General features: G+C 70.4%; 12 protein-coding genes. 7 read left to right on the forward strand and 5 right to left on the reverse strand.

Features of this window, described 5'->3' with window-relative positions; translation table 11 throughout:
• Positions 1-417 precede the first annotated feature (417 nt).
• On the forward strand, positions 418-1,944 hold the full coding sequence (locus ACFYWM_RS02170; protein WP_389907468.1) for an MFS transporter: 1,527 nt from the start codon (positions 418-420) through the stop codon (positions 1,942-1,944).
• A gap of 166 nt (positions 1,945-2,110) precedes the next feature.
• On the opposite strand, the gene ACFYWM_RS02175 is transcribed toward ACFYWM_RS02170, so the two are convergent.
• Entirely contained in the window at positions 2,111-4,891 is a 2,781-nt protein-coding gene (locus tag ACFYWM_RS02175) for an AAA family ATPase (protein ID WP_389907470.1), read from the reverse strand.
• Between the two features lie 613 nt (positions 4,892-5,504).
• On the opposite strand from ACFYWM_RS02175, the gene ACFYWM_RS02180 reads away from it, so the two are divergent.
• Positions 5,505-6,299 carry a thioesterase II family protein gene (locus ACFYWM_RS02180; RefSeq protein WP_389907472.1) on the forward strand — a complete coding sequence of 265 codons (795 nt, stop codon included), beginning with the start codon at positions 5,505-5,507 and terminating at the stop codon, positions 6,297-6,299.
• A gap of 690 nt (positions 6,300-6,989) precedes the next feature.
• Here the strand turns inward: ACFYWM_RS02180 and ACFYWM_RS02185 are convergent.
• The 3 genes from ACFYWM_RS02185 to ccrA are packed head-to-tail and all read right to left on the reverse strand — an operon-like array spanning position 6,990 to position 10,243.
• Positions 6,990-7,850 carry a 3-hydroxybutyryl-CoA dehydrogenase gene (locus ACFYWM_RS02185; RefSeq protein WP_389907474.1) on the reverse strand — a complete coding sequence of 287 codons (861 nt, stop codon included), beginning with the start codon at positions 7,848-7,850 and terminating at the stop codon, positions 6,990-6,992.
• Positions 7,847-8,866, reverse strand: coding sequence for a 3-oxoacyl-ACP synthase III family protein (locus ACFYWM_RS02190; protein WP_389907476.1), 1,020 nt, complete (start codon positions 8,864-8,866; stop codon positions 7,847-7,849). The genes ACFYWM_RS02185 and ACFYWM_RS02190 overlap by 4 nt, the downstream gene beginning before the upstream one ends.
• On the reverse strand, positions 8,867-10,243 hold the full coding sequence (ccrA, locus tag ACFYWM_RS02195) for a crotonyl-CoA carboxylase/reductase (protein ID WP_389907529.1): 1,377 nt from the start codon (positions 10,241-10,243) through the stop codon (positions 8,867-8,869).
• Between the two features lie 1,162 nt (positions 10,244-11,405).
• On the opposite strand from ccrA, the gene rfbC reads away from it, so the two are divergent.
• The 4 genes from rfbC (at position 11,406) to ACFYWM_RS02215 (ending at position 15,108) form a co-directional block, all read left to right on the forward strand.
• Complete coding sequence (rfbC, locus tag ACFYWM_RS02200) at positions 11,406-12,017, forward strand: dTDP-4-dehydrorhamnose 3,5-epimerase (protein ID WP_389907478.1); 612 nt, start codon at positions 11,406-11,408, stop codon at positions 12,015-12,017.
• Between the two features lie 28 nt (positions 12,018-12,045).
• Complete coding sequence (locus ACFYWM_RS02205; RefSeq protein WP_389907480.1) at positions 12,046-13,170, forward strand: DegT/DnrJ/EryC1/StrS family aminotransferase; 1,125 nt, start codon at positions 12,046-12,048, stop codon at positions 13,168-13,170.
• 73 nt (positions 13,171-13,243) lie between these two features.
• The gene (locus tag ACFYWM_RS02210) at positions 13,244-14,143 is read left to right on the forward strand and encodes a proline iminopeptidase-family hydrolase (RefSeq protein ID WP_389907482.1); all 900 of its coding nucleotides are present in this window, start codon (positions 13,244-13,246) and stop codon (positions 14,141-14,143) included.
• 2 nt (positions 14,144-14,145) lie between these two features.
• On the forward strand, positions 14,146-15,108 hold the full coding sequence (locus ACFYWM_RS02215; RefSeq protein WP_389907484.1) for an ACP S-malonyltransferase: 963 nt from the start codon (positions 14,146-14,148) through the stop codon (positions 15,106-15,108).
• Positions 15,109-15,157: 49 nt separating this feature from the next.
• Here the strand turns inward: ACFYWM_RS02215 and ACFYWM_RS02220 are convergent, their stop codons facing one another.
• Positions 15,158-15,406, reverse strand: a complete 249-nt coding sequence (locus ACFYWM_RS02220; protein ID WP_389907486.1) for an acyl carrier protein — start codon at positions 15,404-15,406, stop codon at positions 15,158-15,160.
• 264 nt (positions 15,407-15,670) lie between these two features.
• On the opposite strand from ACFYWM_RS02220, the gene ACFYWM_RS02225 reads away from it, so the two are divergent.
• The gene (locus tag ACFYWM_RS02225) at positions 15,671-17,215 is read left to right on the forward strand and encodes an AMP-binding protein (RefSeq protein WP_389907488.1); all 1,545 of its coding nucleotides are present in this window, start codon (positions 15,671-15,673) and stop codon (positions 17,213-17,215) included.
• Positions 17,216-17,365 lie beyond the last annotated feature (150 nt).

Here is a 17,365-nt window from a genome sequence, read left to right on the forward strand (position 1 = left end):
GAGCGGTCGTGGTGGTGGAAGAAGCGGGTGGAGTGGTTCGTTCGGCGGTGCGAACCCGGTAGGCCCGTGCCTGACAGGCACGGGAACAGTATCGCGGGCGCCGCCCCCGTGGTGCGGCGTTCAAAGTCTTGCCGCACTGTGCGCACGTCAACATATGGTCCTCGTCCGACTCCGGCGTAACCAGCTGTGTGACGAAATCCTAACACATGACTTTTGTGACGTAATGAATGCCTCCGCGTGATGATATTCAACGGTGGGAGCGTGCCTCCATGGTGCTGATCTGGCCATTTATCCGGTCCCTCAACTGCATCTTACTGTATATGATCACAGTTCCCAGTGAATCGTTGCTTAGGGCCCAGAATTGTGCGTACGATGTATGCACCTGACGACGTACGACGTACCCGAGGAGTTGTGCTCATGACACAGGGCGTAGCCACGGCCGGGCGGAAGGAGTGGCTCGGGCTGGCGGTGCTGGTCCTGCCCGTCTTGCTCATCTCCATCACCGTCACCGTGCTGTACTTCGCGTTGCCCTTCCTCAGCGCCGACCTGGCGCCGACCGGTTCCCAGCTTTTGTGGATCGTCGACATCTACGCCTTCCTGCTGGCGGGGCTGCTGATCCCGATGGGCACCCTGGGCGACAGGATCGGCCGCCGCAAGCTCCTGCTGCTCGGCGCCACCGCGTTCGGCATCACGTCGGTCGTCGCGACGTACGCTCCCAACGCCGAGCTGCTCATCGTGGCCCGCGCCCTGCAGGGCGCGGCGGCGGCGAGCCTGATGCCGCCCACCCTCGCGCTGATCCGCAACATGTTCCACGACCCGCAGCAGCGCCGGATGGCCGTCGCCATCTGGGCCGCCGGCTTCGCCGGGGGCAGCGTGCTGGGGCCGATCGTGGGCGGCTGGCTGCTGGAGCGGTTCTGGTGGGGCTCGGTGTTCATGATCAACGTGCCGGTCATGGTCCTGCTGCTGGTCCTGGGGCCGATCCTGCTGCCGGAGTACCGCGATCCGAAACCGGGGCGGTTCGACCTGCTCAGCGCGCTGCTGTCGCTCGCGGCCGTGCTGCCGACGGTCTACGGGATCAAGCAGTTCGCCGCCGACGACTTCAGCCCGCAGGCGCTGCTCAGCGTCATCGTCGGGCTGGCGTTCGGCGTCGTGTTCCTGCGCAGGCAGCGGGCCCTGCCCGATCCCATGCTCGACCTGAGGCTCTTCTCCAGCCGGGGCTTCAGCATGGCCCTGATCACGAGCACGCTCGCGATCTTCGCTCTCGTGGGGCTGTTCTACTTCATCGCGCAGTACCTGCAGATGGTGCTCGGGCTGCGGCCGTTCGTCGCGGGACTGCTCACCCTGCCCGCCGCGGGCACCGCCCTCGTCGGCTCGATGCTCGCCGCCGTGGTCGCGCGGTGGGTGCGCCCCGGATACATCATCGGCGCCGGCATGATGCTCGCCGCCGGGGGCTTCCTGGTGATGAGCTGGATCGAGGTCGACTCCGACCGGTGGCTCCTCATCGCCGGCCTGCTCCTGCTGGGGTCCGGGATCGGAGCGGTGCAGGCGCTGGCCTCCGACATGATCGTCGCGGTGGCCCCGCCGGAACGCGCGGGCTCGGCGTCGGCGGTCATGGAGGCCTCCACCGAGCTGGGTGGCGCGCTCGGCATCGCGATCCTGGGCAGCATCGGCCTGGCCGTCTACAGCGAGGAGTTCGCCGAGGCGAACCCCGCGGGTCTGGTCGGGGAGGAGGCCCGGGTGGCGCACGAGACCCTCGGCGGCGCGCTCGGGGTGGCCGCGCGGCTGCCCGAGCAGGCCGGGGCGGCCCTGCTCGACGTCGCCCGCTCGGCCTTCACCAGCGGCATGCAGGTGGCCGCCATCCTGGGCACCGTCGTCATGGCACTGACGGCGGTACTCGCCATGGTCCTTCTCCGCTCGGTAAAGGTGGACAGCCATACCGAGTGAACCGCCCGCCGCCCGCGCCCCCGGCTGCCCCCACCGGCGCGCGGGCGGCGGGCAGGTTCGATCGGGGAGGGCCGGGGGGACGGGGGCGTCGGATCTGATCAGAGGGTCAATCGGAAAAGCGCGGTTCCCCGGGTTCCGGGAGAACCGCGCCCATGCCGTGAGCGGGTCAGGAGAACTGTGCCGGCAGGTCCCTGCGTCCCTTCACGTTGAGCTTGCGGTAGATGCGGGTCAGGTGCTGCTCGACCGTGCTGATGGTGATGTAGATCTTCCTGGATATCTCGCGGTTGGTGTAGCCCAGCGCGGCGAGGGAGGCGACGCGCTGCTCGGCGTCGCTGAGCATGTTCATCCCCTCCAGCCCTCCGGTGTTGTCGTAGCCGTCGGTGTTGTGCCGTACGGCCTGCCGCAGCGGTTCCGCCTGGCACTCGCCGGCCACGCTGACGGCCCGGTGGCCGACCATCCGCGCCTTGTTGGGCTCGCCGAGCTCGGTGAGGGTGTGGGTGAGGTCGACCAGCGCGTACGCCATCTCCAGGCGGTCGCCCGCGGCCTGCAGCATGTCGATCGCCTCCCGGAGCATGGACGGACGCTGCCTGAGGTCACTGGCCGCGGCGAGGAGGCGCTGTGAGATGCCCCTCGCCCGGAGCGAGTCGCCGCTGGGCAGGTCGTAGGGTTCCTGCAGCAGGGCCCTGGCCTGTTCCCGCTGGTCCGTCTGGAGCAGGGCCGCCGCGGCGCCGTGACGCCACGGCACCAGGGAGGGCGTGTCCAGCCCCCACGCGCGCATCAGCCGCCCGCACGTGGAGAAGTCGTCGAGCGCGGCGTGCGAGTGGTTGGTCGCCAGATAGTAGTGGGCGCGGGCCTGCAGGTAGTAGAGCCCGAACCGGGTCTGGAGGAGCGTGTCGGGTACGGGCCGCCTGAGGTGGTGCGCGGCCACGTCGTACTTGCCCATCTCGGTGTTGGCGCGGATCAGCACCGCCAGCGGCAGCCCGACGAGGACCCCCAGGCTCCGGGGCGGCACGATGTCCAGGGCCAGGCGCGCGTACTCCTCGGCGAGGACCAGGTCCCCCTGGCGGATGGCGATGCCCGCCCGCAGGGAGGCGAGCACCGCGCGCCAGGTGGGCGCGCCGCGCATCACCGCCTCCGAGTACATGACGTCGCACCAGGGCGCCGCGATGTCCGGGCGGTCGGAGTAGATCAGGGCGAAGAGCGCGGACTCGACGGTCTCCAGGTTCGCGTCGTCCAGTGAGGTGGAGTGCAGGACGCGTTCGGCGATCCCGAGCGTCCTGTCGTCGGGGCCGTCGCGCAGGACGGACGCCAGCAGCGACGCGGCCTGCGCGTGCGGGCCGCTCCCGGTGGCCGTCCACGCCGTCCTCGCGGGGGAGACGACGCCCGTGCCCGCGCCCACACCCACACCCGTGACGGATCGGGTGCGGGAGAGGACCAGGGGATGGGAGCTGGACAGGCGCCGGTGGAGGACGTCGAGCCGTGCCGCCTCCTCGTCGGCGTCGGGTTCGGTGGCCAGCACGTCCATCTGTTCGAGGACCTCCACCGCCTCGTCGTGCCGCCCGTTCCAGAGCAGGTACCTCAGCAGCGCGTCCAGCTCCTGGAAGTCCAGTCCCTTCTGCCGGGCGGTCGCCATGAGCCGGTTGACGTGGCGGTTGGCGGCGGCGGGGTTGAGGCGCCACTCGGCCCGCGCGAGCATCGTCGTCGTCAGCGTGCGCTGCCGGTCGTCGTCGCACAGTTCGAGGGCGAACTTCAGGCACCGCACCGCGAACTCGTGGCGGTCGTTCGTGAGCGCCTGCTCGGCGGCCTCGCGGAGCTCGGCCAGCGCCCAGGGCTCCTGGAAGAAGTGGGACGTGCCGATCAGGTGCTCGGCGATCACCGTGGCGGCTGCCCCCTCGGCGTGCAGGAGCTGCGCGGCGCGCCGGTGCATTTCCTCACGCTTGTGCGGGTCCAGGTCGTCGAGGACGGCCTCGCGGGCACTGGCGTGTCGAAAACGCGGGGGATCGAGGACGCCGATGGCCTCCAGGCAGTTCAGCGCCTGGTTGACCGTTGTCGTCGTGAGGTCGAGAAGTTCGGCCAGAAGGCTCGGCAGGGCGTATTCCCCGAGAATCGCGAGGCCGCGGGCGACCACCAGCATGGTGGGATCGCTGCGGTACAGAAGAGCGCGCACGGACCGTGAGAAAACGTCGGAGACGACGAGTTCCCCCGGGTCGCCGCCACCGTTCACGGCATCCTCGACCAATGCCTTGACCAGCAGGGGGTTACCTCCGCTGACCTTGTGGCACGCCGGCCCGAGTTTGGCCGCGACGGCGTCCCCCATGGAATCGGAGATTATCCTCTCGACACCCCTTAAAGATAGGGGTGCCAATCTGATGCGTTCGTAGTGGGGGTGGCGCATGAGGTCTATCTCGGTATGGGGATTCATTCCCTGAAGACCCTCGGTGGCCGTCAGGACGATGAATACATTGGCGCTTTTGAGCCGGTGCACGAAATTCAGCAGAAGCTGCCACGACATGGAGTCCGCGTATTCGACGTCGTCCACGGTGATGAGGACGGTGCTCGACTTGGAGAGTTCGAGGATGATGGCCCACAGCCCCTGGGTGACGCGGAGCCAGTCGGAGTCGTCGGGGCGCTCGCCCGGCGGTCTCGCCCCGGGAGCCGCGTCCTCTATGAGCCGCGCCGCCCGCGAGGCGTGGGCGATCGGCAGCGCCGCGTTGTGGAAGAGCTGGCTCACCACGCCGAGCGGCACGTTCTGGTCGTTCTGCGAGCAGGTGGCACTCAGCCAGACGGCCCCCGACTCCACGGCGCGCCGGCTGAAGGCGTACACCAGTTCGGTCTTGCCCGTCGCGGTGGGTCCGCTGATCGTCGTGACGCGGCCACGGCCGTGCGCACAGTCCGTTAACAGGTTGTTAAGAAATGTTATCTCACTGTTGCGGTCGATTAATGTCATCGGGTTCCCCGTTCGCCCCGGTGTCCTTAGATGAAAGCAGATGGTGGAACTACTGCATCTGATGCATACGGGCAGGACCCGGCGGGGACCCACCTTTGGCCACGGATGCTGTCAAGTTTCCCCCGCCGATGCCCCGAAAGGGGGGGAAGGTGGCTCGATGCATTTCATCACATGGATAAGTATGATTTCATCATTCCCCCTACGGCTAGTTTCATCACGGCATCGTGTATATGATGTCGGGGTGGCCCCTATGCGCCCAGCGAGATCATGTACTTATTCCGCGAAAAATGCAAACCCCCTATCAACCCTTATGCAGAAGGTTGATTTAGGGGGGTCGCCCGGTCCCGTTCCGCTGGATCCCCGCAGGTGGGTTTGGATATCGTGGCGCATGTAGACGGCCATGTATTGCCAATTTGTGATTGGCGGATCACGTTCGGTGGTGAATGAATCCGTGCGGGCGACGGTGACCTGGATCACTTTTCTTCGCTCGCAATTGTGAAACGGATTGATGGTTCCCGGGTTCGTGACGGCCGAAAACGGTTGTACGGGGATCGGCGCGAGGCCGGCGAACCGGCCGGGTGCCGGGTGGCGAAACCGAGAGTGGGACGGTGTCATGGACGACGTCAGAAGCGGCGACGACGCGTGGGTCCGGCGTCTGCTCTTCGGGCCCGCGGGAGCCGAGGCGGCCGGCGCGCCGGCCGCGCTGGTGTGCTTTCCGCACGCCGGAGGCGCGGCCAGCTTCTATCTCCCGGTGGCCCGCCTGGCGCCGCCCGGCATCGAGGTGCTCGCGGTGCAGTACCCGGGCAGGCAGGACCGGCGGGCCGAGAGGTGCCTGGACGACATCGGCGAGCTGGCCGACCGGATCGCCGACGCGCTCCAGGTGTGGACCACCCGCCCCCTCGCCCTTTTCGGTCACAGCATGGGGGCCCTCGTCGCCTTCGAGGTGGCCCGCAGGTTGCAGGAGCGCGGCACCGCGCCGCTGGTGCTGTTCGCCTCCGGGCGGCGCGCCCCGTCGATCCACCGTGACGAGCGGGCACACCTGAGGCCGGACGACGGGTTCCTGGCGGAGCTGCGCGGGCTGGGCGGGACCGCCGCGAAGGTGCTCGGCGACGACGACTTCATGCGCGCGGTGCTCCCCATGGTGAGAAGCGACTACCGGGCCGTCGAGACCTACCGCTACCGGCCGGGTCCGGGGCTGTCGTGCCCGGTCGTGGCCCTGTCGGGCACCGACGACCCGAAGGCTCGGCCCGCCGACGTGGGGGTGTGGCGCGACCACACGGAGGCGGGGTTCGAGATGCGGCTCTTCCCCGGCGGCCACTTTTACCTCACCGACCATGTCGAGGAGATCGTCGGCATCGTCGCCTCGCGCGTCTCGTCGGCCCTGGCCGTGGGGAACCCGGGGCGCTGAGCCCGCCGCACGGGCGCTTCGAGGCGCCCCGGCCGTGTTTCCCGCCCAGTCCTCCGTGGAGCGACCGTGGACGTGCTGCGGGCCGTCCTGTCGCCTTGTGGGACGGTTCTGTGGGACGTCCTGTGAACGTCGTGGGGGCGTCCTGGCGCGCGCCAGGGGGCCACGGGCCTCGCGCCCGGGGTGTCGTGGCGGTCGGCGCGCATCGGGCCGCGTGCCTGTTACCGGGCCGCGCGCCACCGCCGGTTCCGGGTCCGCATGTCCGCATGTCCTTATGTCCGTGTGTCCGTGTGTCCGTGTGTCCGTGTGTCCGTGTGTCCGTGTGTCCGCGTGTCGCCATCTGGCGTGTTTTCGCGGGGCGAAGTGTGACCCCGCGGTCTTCCCGGTCTCTGCGGTCTCCCTGGCCTTAGCGGTCCCTCTGGCCTTCACGGTCTCCCTGGCCTTCACGGTCTCCCTGGTCTCCGCGTTCTCCGTGGCCTTCGTGTTGAAAAACGTCTTTATCTCATTCCGTACACTGTCCACCCGTGTCGAAATGACTGCCGCCGCGTCGGAACCGTTCCGGTGTCCGCGTCGAAATGTTTCGACGCCGCCGCTCCCGGACGTCCTCCCGGGGATCCCGCGCCGGACGCGAGAACGGCGCCCGGACGGTGTCCGGGCGCCGTTCTCGAAGGCGGAGGGGAGAACCTGAGGAACCTACGGATAGGTGTGGAACCCCCGGCCGGTCTTCCTGCCGAGGAGGCCGCCCTCGACCATGCGCAGCAGGATCGGCGGGGGCGAGTACTGCTGGTCCTTGAACTCCTCGTACAGCGCGCCGGCGATCGAGGCCACCGTGTCCAGCCCGATCAGATCGGCGAGCTTCAGCGGTCCCATCGGGTGCGAGCAGCCCAGCACCATCCCCTTGTCGATCACGTCGGCGGTGGCGAAACCCGTCTCCACCATCCGGATGGCCGACAGCAGGTACGGGATGAGCAGGGCGTTGATCACGAAGCCCGCCCGGTCGGGGGAGCGGATCACCTGCTTGCCGAGTGTCCCGACCACGAACGCCTCGGCGCGGACGCGGGTCTCGTCGTCGGTGAGCAGGGACTCGATCACCTCCACCAGCGGCAGGGCGGGGACCGGGTTGAAGAAGTGCACGCCGATCACCTTGCCGGGGCGGTCGGTGGCCTTGGCCATCCTGATGATCGGGATGGACGACGTGTTCGACGCCAGGATCGCGTCGGGGTCCTCCACGATCTTGTCCAGCGCGCGGAACAGGTCGAGCTTGGTCAGCTCGTTCTCCGGCGCCGTCTCGAAGACGATCTGCCGGTCGCCGAGGTCGCCCAGGTCGGTGGTGAAGGCGACGCGCTCCAGCGCGTCGCTCCGCTCCGCCTCGGTGATCACCGATTTGCGCAGGCCGTGGTCGAGGGAGTCCCGCAGCCGCTGGCGGCCGCGGGCCACCGAGGCCCCGCTGGAGACCGCGACCCGCACGTCGAGTCCCGCGCGGGCGCACACGTCGGCGATGCCGGAGCCCATGACCCCGCACCCGACGACGCCGATCCTGTGGATGTCGTTCATCTCGCCTCCAGGGGAGTGGTGGCCGACCAGCGGAGCAGGTTCGCGCCCGTCGCCATGCCGCCGCCGAAACCGGCGAGCAGCACCAGGTCGCCGTCGCCGAGCATGCCCGTCCGGTTGGCCTCGTCGAGCGCCACGGGCACCGAGGCGCTCCCGACGTTCCCGTACCGTTCCAGCGTGCGCGGGGTGCGCGCGCCGGTGAGCCCCGACCGCTCGATCAGCTCGTCCAGCAGGACCCCGTTGGCCTGGTGCGGGACGAAGGCGCCGACCTGGTCGAGCCGGTGGCCGGTGCTCTCCACCAGCCTCTTCAGCACGGGCGGGACGTTCTCCATCACGAAGTCCCGCACCCCGCGGCCGTTCATCCTGAAGTAGTGGTCGCCGGCCGCGAGGGTCTCGGGGGAGGCCGGGAGCCTGCTGCCGCCCGCCTTGACGTGGATGAGCCCGTGCGCCTCGCCGCGGCTCGACAGGTCGCTGGCGAGGATCCCGTACGGCTCGGGCACCGGGCCGACGAGGGCGGCGCCGGCGCCGTCCCCGAACAGCACCGCGGTGCGCCGGTCGGTGAAGTCGAGGATGCGCGAGTAGATGTCGGCGCCTATCACCAGCGCGTACGCGTCGGGCCGGACCGCCAGCAGGGCCCGCGCGAGGGTGAGCCCGTACACGAACCCGCTGCACACGACGTTGATGTCGAAGCAGGCGGCGTTGTAGGCGCCGAGCGCGTTCTGCACCAGGTAGGAGGTGGGCGGCTGCGGGGAGTCGCCCGTCGAGGTGGCGACGATGACGTAGTCGACCCGTTCGGCGTCGAGTCCGGCCTGTTCGAGCGCGCTCGCCGCGGCCCGCGCCGCGAGGTCCGAGGTCGCCTCGTCCCGCGCGGCGTACCGTCGGAAGGAGATCCGGGTCTTGCGGTGGATCCACTCCGCGGTGGTGTCCGCGCGCTCCGTCAGCTGCTCGTTGTCGATCTCTTCCTTCGGAAGGTACGAGCCCGTCGCCAGAATCCCGGCGGATCGCCTGGCCGCGGCCACCTATGCCCTCCCCGCGACGAGGGGGGCGTCCAGCGGGGGCGCGGACGCGGTGCCGGGCAGTTCCCGCAGCGGGTTCAGCGCGGCCTCGCCGATCCTGGCGCGCGTCACGGGGTCGGTGACGCCGAGGCCAGGCCCGGGGGCCATGCACAGCACGCCCACCTTGCCCAGGTGCCCGTTGGTCTGCACCAGCCGCGCGGCCTCGGCGACCTCCTCCAGCGGGTACACCGACGACAGCGTCGGCATCAGCCTGCCGAGGTCGAACAGCCGCAGGCACTCCCACAGCTCCTGGAGGTTCGCCGCGTGGCTGCCGATGATGCGCTTGAGGTTCATCCAGAGGTAGCGGTTGTCGAAGTGGTGGTCGTAGCCCGTGCTCGACCCGCACGTGATGACCACGCCCCCGCGCCGCGCCACGAACACCGAGATCCCGAACGTCGCGCGGCCGATGTAGTCGAAGACGATGTGCGGGTCCCCGCCCGCCCTCTCTCGGATGATCTTCCCGAGGCGCCTGCCCAGCTCGATCGTCCGCTCCGGGGTGTTCGGTACGTCGTCGCCCATCCCGATCTCGTTGCGGTTGATGACGATGTCGCAGCCGAGCCGCTCCAGGGCCTCGGCCTTCGCCGCGGAGCCGACCACCCCCACCGGGATGCCGCCGCCGTTCTTCACCATCTGTACGGCGTACGCCCCGAGGCCGCCGGTGGCGCCCCAGATGAGGACGATGTCGCCCTGCTTCATGCTCGCGCCCTGGCGGCTGACGAGCATGCGGTAGGCCGTCCCCGCGCACAGCGTGATGGAGGCGGCCTCCTCCCAGGTCAGGTGGGCGGGCTTGGGGACGAGCTGGCTGGCGCGCGCCACCGTGTAGTGGGCGAGCCCGCCGAAGTTCGTCTCGAAGCCCCAGACGCGCTGCTCGGCGCCGAGCATGCCGTCGCCGTGGGTGGCCGGCTCCTGGTCGTCGACCTGGACCGGGCTGATCACGACGTGGTCGCCCACCCGCCAGCGGCGCACCCCGCTGCCGGCCCGGACGATCACCCCTGCGGCGTCGGACCCCAGGACGTGGTACGGCAGGTCGTGCCGGGTGGCGAACCCGCCCGTGGCGCCGAACCGCTTCAGGAAGGCGAACGTCGGCACCGGCTCGAAGATCGCCGACCAGACGGTGTTGTAGTTGATCGAGCTGGCCATCACCGCGACCAGGACCTCGTCGGGCGCCAGCTCGGGCATCGCCACCCGCCCGACGCGCAGCGACTTGCGCACGTCCTTGTCCTCGATGTCGGTGAACATGTCGACGTCCTCGACCCGCAGGTGGGCGGCGAGGTACTCCTCGGGAAGCGCGGTCCGCGCCAGCTGGTCCGGGGAGGCCCCGCCCAGCAGGGCCTCGGCCATCGGGTCCGCGAAGGGGGCCGCCGGGTTCACCGGGCGGGGGAGGGGCGTGTCGGGGGAAACGGCGTTCATCGGAATCCACCGGCTCCTTTCGGTGTGGTGGGCTTGCCTGCGGTGACAGCCGTCGGAGGACGGGCCCGTCCGTGGTCGTGAAGCGCTCTCCGGAGGTGACCGGAGAGGTCGTGGCGGGGAGGACCGGGAAGGCGGGCCGGAGGGGGATGTTCCCGTGGCCGCCGCGCGCGGCGGGCGCTTCCTGGCACGTGGGAACCCCCATCGAGAACGGGTGTGAACGCGACCGGCCTTTGACGGCCGGGAAATTCCAACGGTGACAGGAATGGTAATCAGCCCTGTTCTACCCGGCCTGTGGGTGAAACGCTATTGGGTGAAGCGTTATGTGTCAGCCGCGGGCAACCCTTATCGCACCCCTAACGGATTTGTCCATCCCGGTGGCCCTCCTTCGCCCCGAGGGACCGCCGTACCCGGCGCGGGGCGCGCGAGTTTCCCCCCGGGTTTTCGCGACGGGGGAAAGTAGGGGGAAGCGGCGGCGGAGCCGGCCCGCCCGCCGGTGCCCGGCACCGGACCGGACACCGCCGGGACGCGAACGGTAGCATCCCCGCCCAGCTCATCGCCGTTCCGGCGTTCGGGCGCGCGTGATCGCCCCCTTCCTCTTAAGGGGGGCTAGGGGGTTGTTCGCCGCCGCGCGGCTGACAACCATGAACGGTGTCGGCGAGAAGGCACCGGACGCGGAACCCGGCCCGCCGAACCTCGGTGAGACACCTCCTCCCCCCGCCCGCGGGCAGGTTCGGAAAAGGCGGGAGATAGGGGGTGCGATCGCCGGTGGCCGCGTTTTCCGAATGCCCGTCGACCGCGGCTCCGAATTGTGCGGGCCGTGTTTTTCTTGCGCGTTCCCGACGCGCGGGGAAAGGTGGCGTGCGTTTTTTCGTCGTGCCGTGGGGCGGCGTGCCGTACGAGGGCACGACGCCCGGTGGCGCGTCCGGCGACATGCCGCCGGCGCGTCGGCGGCACGTGCGGCGTGCGCGGTGCGCGGTTCCCCGGGCCCCCAGGCCGGCGGGTCCGGCGGGTCCGGCGACATGCCGGAGGCGCGGGCCGCGCGTGCTCGCGGCACCCGTCACCGATCCCGGCAGCTCCCAGAAAGGTTTCGGACATGCAGATCCACCAGCTCGAAGTGGACGGCTCGTTCCTGATCACCCCCCAGATCTTCTCGGACGACCGGGGGGTGTTCCTGGAGATCTTCAACCAGCCCGCGTTCCAGAAGGCGATCGGCCACCCCCTCTCGGTCGCCCAGGTCAACTGCTCGGTGTCCCGCGCCGGGACGATCCGCGGCCTGCACGCGGCCTCCCTGCCCGGCCAGGCCCGCTACGTGACCTGCGCGCAGGGCGCCATCGTGGACATCCTCGTCGACATCAGGGTCGGCTCGCCCACGTACGGCAAGCACGTCGCGGTCCAGCTGACCGCGGAGAACCGGCACGCCCTGTACCTGGCCGAGGGCCTGGCGCACGGCTTCGCCCCGCTCACCGCGCACGCCACGGTCGTCTACCTGTGCTCCAGCACCTGGTCGCCCCAGGGGGAGATCCAGATCGACCCGCTGGACCCGGAACTGGCGCTGCCCTGGCCGCGGCAGGAGGAGCTGCTGCTGTCGGACAAGGACCGCGCCGCCCCGTCGCTGCGGGAGACCGCCGAGCTGGGGCTGCTGCCCTCGTACACCGACTGCATCGCCAGGTACGCCGAGCTCGACGGCTACGCCTTCACCGGATGACGACCCCGCGGAAACCCTGGAGCCAGTGATGATCCCGTTGTTCAGCGTGTCGATGTCCCCCGAAGCCCCCGCCGCGGCCGCCCAGGTCCTGAGCAGCGGCAGGATCGGGCAGGGCGCCAAGGTCGAGGAGTTCGAGAGGGCACTGGCCGAGAGGATCGGCAACCCCCGGGTGACGACGCTCAACAGCGCCACCGCGGGGCTGCAGCTCGCCCTGCACCTGGTCGCCGGCGACCGCCGGGAGGAGGGCGACCCCGAGGGCGAGGTGCTGTCCACTCCGCTGACCATGGAGGCCACCAACTGGGCCATCCTGGCCAACCGGCTGCGCATCCGCTGGGTCGACGTCGACCCGGCCACCCTCAACGTCGACCTGGACGACCTGGCCCGCAAGATCTCGCCCCGGACGCGCGCCATCGTGGTCGTGCACTTCGCGGGCTACCCGGTCGACCTCGACCGGCTCGGCCAGATCCTCGACGAGGCCGAGGCCAGGTTCGGCTTCCGGCCGGCGGTGATCGAGGACTCGGCGCACGCCTGGGGGGCCACCTACCGCGGCGACCCGATCGGCAGCCACGGCAACATCTCCGTCTTCAGCTTCCAGGCCATCAAGCACCTCACCTCCGGCGACGGCGGCGCGCTCGTGCTGCCCGACGACGAGCTGCACCGGCGGGCCGGGCTGCTGCGCTGGTTCGGCATCGACCGCACGGCCGACCGGCTGCGCAACCCGCCCGACGTCGTCGAGTGGGGCTACAAGATCCACATGAACGACATCAACGCCTCGATCGGGCTGGCCAACCTGGCGGCCGTCGACGGGGTCCTGGCCAGGCACCGCGACAACGCGGCCTTCTACGACCGCGAGCTCGCCGGGATCCCCGGGCTGGAGCTGACCGAGCGGGCCGGTGACCGGGAGTCGTCCTTCTGGATCTACCCGATGAAGGTGGAGGACCGGGAGTCGTTCATGAAGCGCATGGACGACGCGGGCATCATGGTCAGCAACGTGCACGAGCGCAACGACCTGCACACCTGCGTCCGCGAGTACTCCGCGCTGCTGCCCAACCTCGAACGCGTCGCCCCGCGGATCGTCTGCGTGCCCGTCGGCTCGTGGGTCACCGACGAGCAGCGCGAGCACGTCGTCACCTCGATCAGGAAGGGCTGGTGACGGTCCTTCCGCCCGCGGGGCCGGGCGCGCGAGGGCGCCCGGCCCCCCGCCACCTCCGGGAAGGGAGGCTCACATGTCCATCGCCCCCAGCGTCAAGGGAACCCTGGCGTTCGGCGAGCACAGGACCTGGTACCGGGTGACCGGTACCCCCGGGTCCGGGAAGCCTGCGCTGGTCGCCCTGCACGGAGGGCCGGGCAGCACGCACGACTACCTGGTCGGCCTGGCCGTGCTCTCCGAGGCGGGCTGGCCCGTCGTCCACTACGACCAGCTGGGCAACGGCGGCTCGACCCACCTGCCCGGCGCGGACGTGGGCTTCTGGACACCGCGGCTGTTCCTCGACGAGCTGGACAACCTGCTGCGCGGCCTGGGCGTGGACGACGACTACGTGCTGTTCGGCCAGTCGTGGGGCGGCCTGCTGGCGGCGGCGCACGCCTCCGCCAGGCCGGAGGGGCTGCGCGGCCTGGTGGTCGCCAACGCGCCCGCCTCGTACCCGCTGTGGCTGAGCGAGATGCGGGTCCTGCGCGACCGGCTGCCGCCCGGCGTCGACGACACGCTGCGCCGGCACGAGGCCGCCGGCACGACGGACTCCAAGGAGTACTTCGACGCCATGATGGTCTTCTACAACCGCCACGTCTGCACGCTGCAGCCGTGGCCGCGCGAGTTCCTCGCGACGTTCATGGAGATCTACAACAACCCCGCCGTCTACTACGCGATGAACGGGCCGAGCGAGTTCCACGTGATCGGCTCGCTGCGCGACTGGGGGGTGGTCGACCTCCTGCCCGACATCGAGGTGCCCACCCTGGTGATCTCCGGGCGGCACGACGAGGCCACCCCCGCCACGGTGCGGCCGTACGCCGACCTCATTCCCGGTGCGCGCTGGGAGATCTTCGAGAACTCCAGCCACACGCCGCACCTGGAGGAGCCGGAGCGCTTCACCGCGGTCATGACCGAGTTCCTCAAGAGTTTGGAATAGCCATGAGTAGCCAGATGGACATCGACGCCAAGGCCGGCACCGCGATCGTCTTCCCCGGGATGGGCCCCACGAAGTTCGCCGACGTCGCCGCGTTCATGCTCGACAACCCCTCGGCGCGGCGGCTGGTCGCGCGCGCCGACGACGCGCTCGGCTACTCGCTGACCGGCCGCTTCCGCGACTCGGGCAACGACTACACCGAGGCCGCGCAGGTCGCGTTCATGGTCAACTGCCTCGCCCTGGCCGACTGGGCCGGCCGGGAGCTGGGCATCGAGCCGGAGGTGTGCGCGGGCCCCAGCTTCGGCGGCAAGGCCGCCGCGGCCTACTCGGGGGCGCTGTCCTTCGAGGACGCCGTGCGCATGACCGCCGGGCTGGCCCGTTGCACCGAGGAGTACTTCGCCCGCGAGCACACCGACATCGTCACCCACTCCTTCGTACGCGTCCCCGAACCCAGGTTGCGGGAGCTGCTGGCGGAGCTGGACGCGTACGGCGAGTGGCACGACCTGTCCTGCCACATCGACCACGACTTCCACATGCTGTCGCTGCGCGAGGGGCGGGTCGAGTGGCTGCAGGAGCGGGTCCGCTCGGTCGGCGGCCTCTCGCTCTACACGATGCGGCCCCCGATGCACTCGGCCGCGTTCGAGCCGCTGCGGCGCAGGGCGGCCGAGGAGGTCCTCGACGGCCTGAGCTTCGCCGACCCCCGCCTGCCGGTCGTCGACGACCACGACGGGACGGTGCTGACGACGGGGGAGCAGGTGCGGACGATGCTGCTCGACGGCTTCGTGCGGGCGCTGCGCTGGCCGGAGGTGGTGGCCGCCCTGCGGGAGCTCGGCGTGGCCAGGGTCTGCGTCGCCGGCCAGGACAGCCTGTTCGGACGGGTGCGGATCACGACGAGGAACTTCACCGTCGTCCCGGTGAACCCGCGGGTGGCGATGGCGCCGCAGCCGGCGCGGTCCTCCGGTGCCTGAGAGGGGCCCGCGGTTCCGGGGGGACGTGCCCGCGAGCCCCGGTGTCAGGTCAGGCGACGGGCCTGAGCATCCCGGACAGGGTCTTCCAGAGTGTCCCGGGGGTCTCGAAGGTCTCCATGGTCAGCGCGTCGTCCTGGAACCGCACGCCGTACTCCTCCTCCAGCGTGGCCAGGAGCTCGACGATGGCGAGCGAGTCGAGCCCGAAGCCCGACAGGTTGCCGTCCTCGCCGAGCTCCTCCTCGGGGGGCAGAAAGGGGAGCTGCCGGCGCAGGATCTCCTCGAAACGATCGTCCCACATGGCAATCGATTTCCCTTCTCAACGGTGGTCGCGACGAGGGGGCGCACGAAAAAGAACGGCGACCGGGGTCGCGTTTCTCGGAATTCGCCCCTGGGGCGGCGCCCGTACCGGGCACCACTGTGGATTCAGCCCCTATTCCGCTGAATGTAGCGCGCGCCCGCGCCGGTGTCCACCATTCCGGCCGGAATTCACGGAATTAATCCAGTGCTTTCCGCGAGGTGTATCCGAATATTTATGGGCGCCCATCGAGATCCGAGGACGGAAATGAACACAGAGACCTCCCACGCGCTCCACTCGCGTTTTCTGCGCGGTCTGGAGGCGTCCCCCGAGGGGGTGGCCTTCCGCGTCGGCGGCACCGCCGTCACCTACGCCGAGGCTCACCGCTCCGCGCTGCTGTGGGCGGGGGCGCTGCTGCGCTCCACCCCCGCCCCGCCCTCGGCCGTAGGGGTGCTCGCCGTCAAGGGCGCCACCTCCTACGTCGGCATCCTCGCCGGCCTGTTCGCCGGGGTGACCGTCGTGCCGCTGCAGCCGGACTTCCCCGCCGCGCGCACCCGGCAGATGATCGAGGCCGCCGGGGTCTCCGCGCTGGTCGTCGACGAGCGGGGCGCGGCGCGGGCCGCCGAGCTGCGGGCCGGGGGGCTGGACGTCGCGGTCCTGGAGCCGGGGGCCGCCGCCCCCGACCCCGCGCACGCGCTCGCGCGCCCCCGTCCCGTCGACCCCTCCGACGTGGCGTACGTGCTGTTCACCTCGGGGTCCACCGGCCGTCCCAAGGGGGTGCCGATCACCCACGCCAACACCGCCCACTACTTCGCCTTCCTCGACCGGCGCTACGACTTCACCCCCGGGGACGTCTTCTCGCAGACCTTCGACCTGACCTTCGACTGCGCGATGTTCGACCTGTTCTGCGCCTGGGGCGCGGGGGCGAGCGTGGTCGTCGTACCGCCGCACGCCTACCGGGACCTGCCGGGGTTCCTCGCCGAGCAGGGCGTCACGGTGTGGTTCTCCACGCCGAGCGCCATCTCGATGGTCCGCAGGGTCGGCGGCCTCGGGCCGGACGCGCTGCCGGGGCTGCGCTGGAGCCTCTTCGCGGGAGAGGCCCTGAAGTGCGCCGACGCCGCCGACTGGCAGCGGGCCGCCTCCTCCTCCACGCTGGAGAACCTCTACGGGCCGACCGAGCTGACCATCACCATCACCGGTCACCGCTGGGACCCGGAGACCTCGCCCGGCCTGGGCGTCAACGGCATGTCGCCGATCGGCGCCGTCAACGACGGGCACGACCACCTGCTCCTGGACGCCCAGGGCGCTCCCGACCCCGACGAGGGCGAGCTGTGGATCACCGGGCCGCAGACCACCCGCGGCTACCTCGACCCCGCCGACGACAAGGACCGGTTCGTCGAGCGTGACGGGCGCACCTGGTACAACACCGGCGACCGGATCCGCCGCGCGCCCAACGGCGAGCTGGTCTACCTGGGGCGGGCCGACGCCCAGGTGCAGGTCCAGGGCTGGCGGGTGGAGCTCGCCGAGATCGACCACGCCCTGTGCCTGTGCGAGGGGGTCGAGGACGCGGTGACCGTGAGCGGCAGCATCAACGGCGTCACCGAGCTGGTCGTGTTCTACACCGGGAGGCCCTCGCGCCCGGCCGACCTCGCCGCCCGGCTCCGCGACATCCTGCCGCCGGGCATCATCCCCCGCCACTACTGGCACATGGACGAGCTGCCGCTGAACCCCAACCGCAAGGTCGACCGCGTCGACCTGCGCGGCCGGGCCGCCGACCTGCTCGTCAACGGGAGCAGGGCGCGGCCCGCGTGACGCGGCCTCGTGGCCTCACGATCCCGGGGTCTCCGCGAAGGCGCCCTCGTGAAAGCGGCGCCGGAAAGGAACCCCGGAAAGGCACCCCAGTCCCGGAACGCGCCCCCCGGTTCCTTAGGGGGGCGTAGGGGGTGGGGGCCGCGATGAGGG

The organism is Streptosporangium sp. NPDC002721 (assembly GCF_042888905.1).
In the GTDB taxonomy this organism is placed as follows: domain Bacteria; phylum Actinomycetota; class Actinomycetes; order Streptosporangiales; family Streptosporangiaceae; genus Streptosporangium.